General features: G+C 66.2%; 1 protein-coding gene and 1 pseudogene. Both read right to left on the bottom strand.

The window, feature by feature from the left end; genetic code table 11:
- Positions 1–736 (bottom strand): annotated as a pseudogene (locus CSW58_RS12360) (amino acid--tRNA ligase-related protein); the annotation flags it as partial.
- A gap of 135 nt (positions 737–871) precedes the next feature.
- Positions 872–3,688: a valine--tRNA ligase gene (locus tag CSW58_RS12355; RefSeq protein WP_099447484.1), complete on the bottom strand. Its 2,817-nt coding sequence runs from the start codon at positions 3,686–3,688 to the stop codon at positions 872–874.
- Positions 3,689–3,851: the final 163 nt, after the last annotated feature.

Here is a 3,851-nt window from a genome sequence, read left to right as displayed (position 1 = left end):
ACGAAGCTCATCTCGATATCGAGCTGGTAGAATTCCAGGCTGCGGTCGGCGCGCAGGTCCTCGTCGCGGAAACAGGGCGCGATCTGGAAATAGCGGTCAAAGCCCGAGACCATCAGCAGCTGCTTGAACTGCTGGGGCGCCTGGGGCAGCGCGTAGAACTTGCCCGGATGCAGGCGCGAGGGCACCAGGAAGTCGCGCGCGCCTTCCGGTGAAGAGGCGGTCAGGATCGGGGTCTGGTATTCCAGGAAGCCCTGTTCGACCATGCGGTGACGGATCGAGTGGATCACCTTGCTGCGCAGCACGATGTTCTTGTGCAGGGTCTCGCGGCGCAGGTCGAGATAGCGGTGCTTGAGACGGATTTCCTCGGGATAGTCCGGCTCGCCGAACACCGCAGCGGCAGCTCGGCGGCTTCGCTGAGCACTTCCACGGCGGTGACGCGGATCTCGATCGCGCCGGTCGGCAGGTTGGGGTTCACGGCCTCGGCGTCACGCGCCACGACCTCGCCGTCGACCTTGATCACGCTCTCGGCGCGCAGGCGCTCGACGATCTCGAAACCGGGGGTCTCGGGGTGCAGGACCAGCTGGGTCAGGCCGTAATGGTCGCGCAGGTCGATGAAGACCAGGCCCCCATGGTCGCGCTTGCGATGGATCCATCCCGAAACGCGGACGCTGGCGCCGGTGTCGGTGGCCCGAAGGGCGCCGCAGGTGTGGGTGCGGTAGGCGTGCATGATCGTCATGGAAAGTCTTTGAAACACGTGATTTGCAAGGCGCGGAAAGGCGCATGGGGGGGCGTCGATGTCAAGGATTCTGGGTGGGCGGGCCGGCCCGTCAGCGCCTCCCTCCGCCGGGGGGAGGCGCTGGTGGAGGAGCGCCTAGCCCACCGCCGCCAGGCGGGCCAGGGCCGCTTCCAGCTTGGCCTTGGCAGCCTCCGCCTCGGCCAGCCGTTCGCGGTTCTCGGCGACGACCTCTTCCTTGGCGCGCGCCAGGAAGTCGGGATTGCCCAGCTTCTTGTTGGTCTTGTCGATCTCGCCGGCATGGCCGGCGATCTCCTTGGTCAGGCGCGCCTTCTCGGCGGCCAGGTCGATGAACTCGGCGATGGCCAGGGCCCCGGTTGCCTCGCCCAGCACGAAGGGCACGGCGCCGGCCGGAGCGGCTTCGGCCTCTCGGGCGCTGTCCAGGCGGGCCAGGGTCAGCAGCAGGTCGCGATGGCGGGCCAGGCGGGCCTTGGTCTCGGCGCTGGCGCCGATCAGGGTCAGCGGCGGCTTGGCCGAGGGCGGCACGTTCATCTCGGCGCGCACCGAGCGGATCTCGCCGACCGTCTCGACCAGCCAGCCGATCTCGGCCTCGGCCTCGGCGTCGATCCAGGTTTCCGGCAGCTGCGGCCACTTTTCGACGATCAGCAGGCCGTCGCGGGCCGGTCCGAACTCGGCGGTCTTGTCCCACAGCTCCTCGGTGATGAACGGCATCACCGGGTGCAGCAGCTTGAGGCTCACGTCCAGGGCCCAGGCGGCGGTAGCCCGGGTCTCGGCCTTGGCGGCGGCGTCGTCACCGTTCAGGATCGGCTTGGCCAGCTCAAGGTACCAGTCGCAGAACACGTTCCAGATGAACTTGTAGAGGGCGGTGGCGGCGGCGTCGAACTCCGGCGCCTCGAGGGCGCGGGTGACCTCGGCCACGGTCTTGACCGTCTCGCCGCGGATCCACTTGTTGATCGGCTGCTGGACGGTGGCGGGGTCGAAGCCCTCGACGCGGACGCACTCGTTCATCTGGGCGAAGCGCGAGGCGTTCCACAGCTTGGTGCCGAAATTGCGATAGCCTTCAATACGTTGCTTCGACAGCTTGATGTCGCGCGCCTGGCCCGACATCGCCGTCATGGTGAAGCGCACCGCGTCGCAGCCCAGCTCGTCGATCAGGACCAGCGGGTCCATCACATTGCCCTTGGACTTGCTCATCTTGGCGCCCTTCTCGTCACGGACAAGGGCGTTGATGAACACCTGCTTGAACGGGACTTCGCCCATGAAGTGGAGGCCCATCATCATCATCCGGGCGACCCAGAAGAAGATGATGTCAAAGCCGGTGACCAGGGTGCTGGTCGGGTAGAAGCGGGCCAGGTCCTCGGTCTTCTCCGGCCAGCCCAGGGTCGAGAACGGCCACAGGGCCGAGCTGAACCAGGTGTCGAGGACGTCTTCGTCGCGCTTTAGATCGACCCTCGTGAGCTCGCCCTGCTCATTTCGATCGACGAAAACTAGCCCGTCAGTGAAACCAAGCTGGACCTTCGGGCCATAATAGGCGGCCGCCTCAGCGAGGACGTCCTCTTCCGTCTCACCCACGAATATCTTCGAAGTGAACTGATCCTTGTCGTTCGGATCGGTCGACGGACCAAACCAAGCCGGAATCCGGTGGCCCCACCAGAGCTGGCGCGAGACGCACCAGGGCTCGATATTTCGCAGCCATTCGAAATAGGTCTTTTCCCAATGGCGGGGCTCGAAGACGGTGTCGCCGTTCTCGACGGCCTTCAGGGCCGGCTGAGCCAGGGTCTTGGCGTCGACGTACCACTGGTCGGTCAGGAAGGGCTCGATGACCACGCCCGAACGGTCGCCGTGCGGGACCATGTGCTTGGTCTTCTCGATTTCCTTGAGCCAGCCCTCTTCCTCGGCGCGAGCGACAATGGCCTTGCGCGCGACAAAGCGGTCCATGCCGACATAGTCGGCCGGAACGCTGTCATTCAGCTTGGCCTCGACGGTCAGGATATTGATGACCGCCAGCCCTGCCCGCTTGCCGACGCCGAAGTCGTTGAAGTCGTGCGCGGGGGTGATCTTCACCGCGCCCGAGCCCTTGGTCGGGTCGGCATAGTCGTCGGCGACGATCGGGATGCGACGGCCGACGATCGGCAGGGTCACGAACTTGCCGACCAGGTCCTTGTAGCGCTCGTCCGTCGGGTGGACGGCCACGCCGGTGTCGCCGAGCATGGTCTCCGGGCGCGTGGTGGCCACGACGATGTAGTCGCGGGTCTCATGAGCCGTGGCCTTGCCGTCCTCGTCGAAGGCGACCGGGTGCTGGTAGGTGACGCCGTCGGCCAGGGGATAGGCGAAGTGCCAGTAGAAGCCGTCGACCTCCTTCTGCTCGACCTCGAGGTCGGAGATAGCGGTCTGGAACTGCGGGTCCCAATTGACCAGGCGCTTGTCGCGATAGAGCAGGTTCTGCTTGTAGAGCTGGACGAACACCTTGCGCACGGCGGCCGACAGGCCCTCGTCCAGGGTGAAGCGCTCGCGCGACCAGTCGCAGCTGGCGCCCAGGCGGCGCAGCTGGTTGACGATCGTGCCGCCGCTCTCGGCCTTCCATTCCCAGATCTTCTCGACAAAGGCCTCGCGGCCCATCTCGCGGCGGCCGATATTGCCGGCGGCGGCCAATTGACGCTCGACCACCATCTGGGTGGCGATGCCCGCGTGGTCGGTGCCCGGCAGCCACAGGGCGGCCTTGCCACGCATGCGGTGGAAGCGGGTCAGCACGTCCTGCAGGGTGTTGTTCAGCGCGTGGCCGATGTGCAGCGAGCCCGTCACATTGGGCGGCGGGATGACGATCACGAACGGCTCGGCGTTCGGGTCCTCGCTCGGCTTGAAGGCCCCGGAGGCCTCCCAGGCGGCGTACAGGCGGGGTTCGACGGCTTTGGGATCGAAGGTCTTGTCAAGCATGGCGCTGCGGGTATGCCATCTGCGGCCGCCGCGCGAAACCGCTCGACCTGGATTTCAGGGAATTTGAACAGGAAAAGGCGGCCGCCGAAGCGACCGCCTTTGAAATCTTGAGCGCCATCCGCCAGCGGACCGGCGGGATGACGGCCTGACTATACGCCCCGGC

Source organism: Caulobacter sp. B11 (genome assembly GCF_002737765.1).
Classification (GTDB): Bacteria; Pseudomonadota; Alphaproteobacteria; order Caulobacterales; family Caulobacteraceae; genus Caulobacter.
Note: the sequence above shows the minus strand (reverse complement) of the source record. Positions and strands in the feature narration are given on the sequence as shown.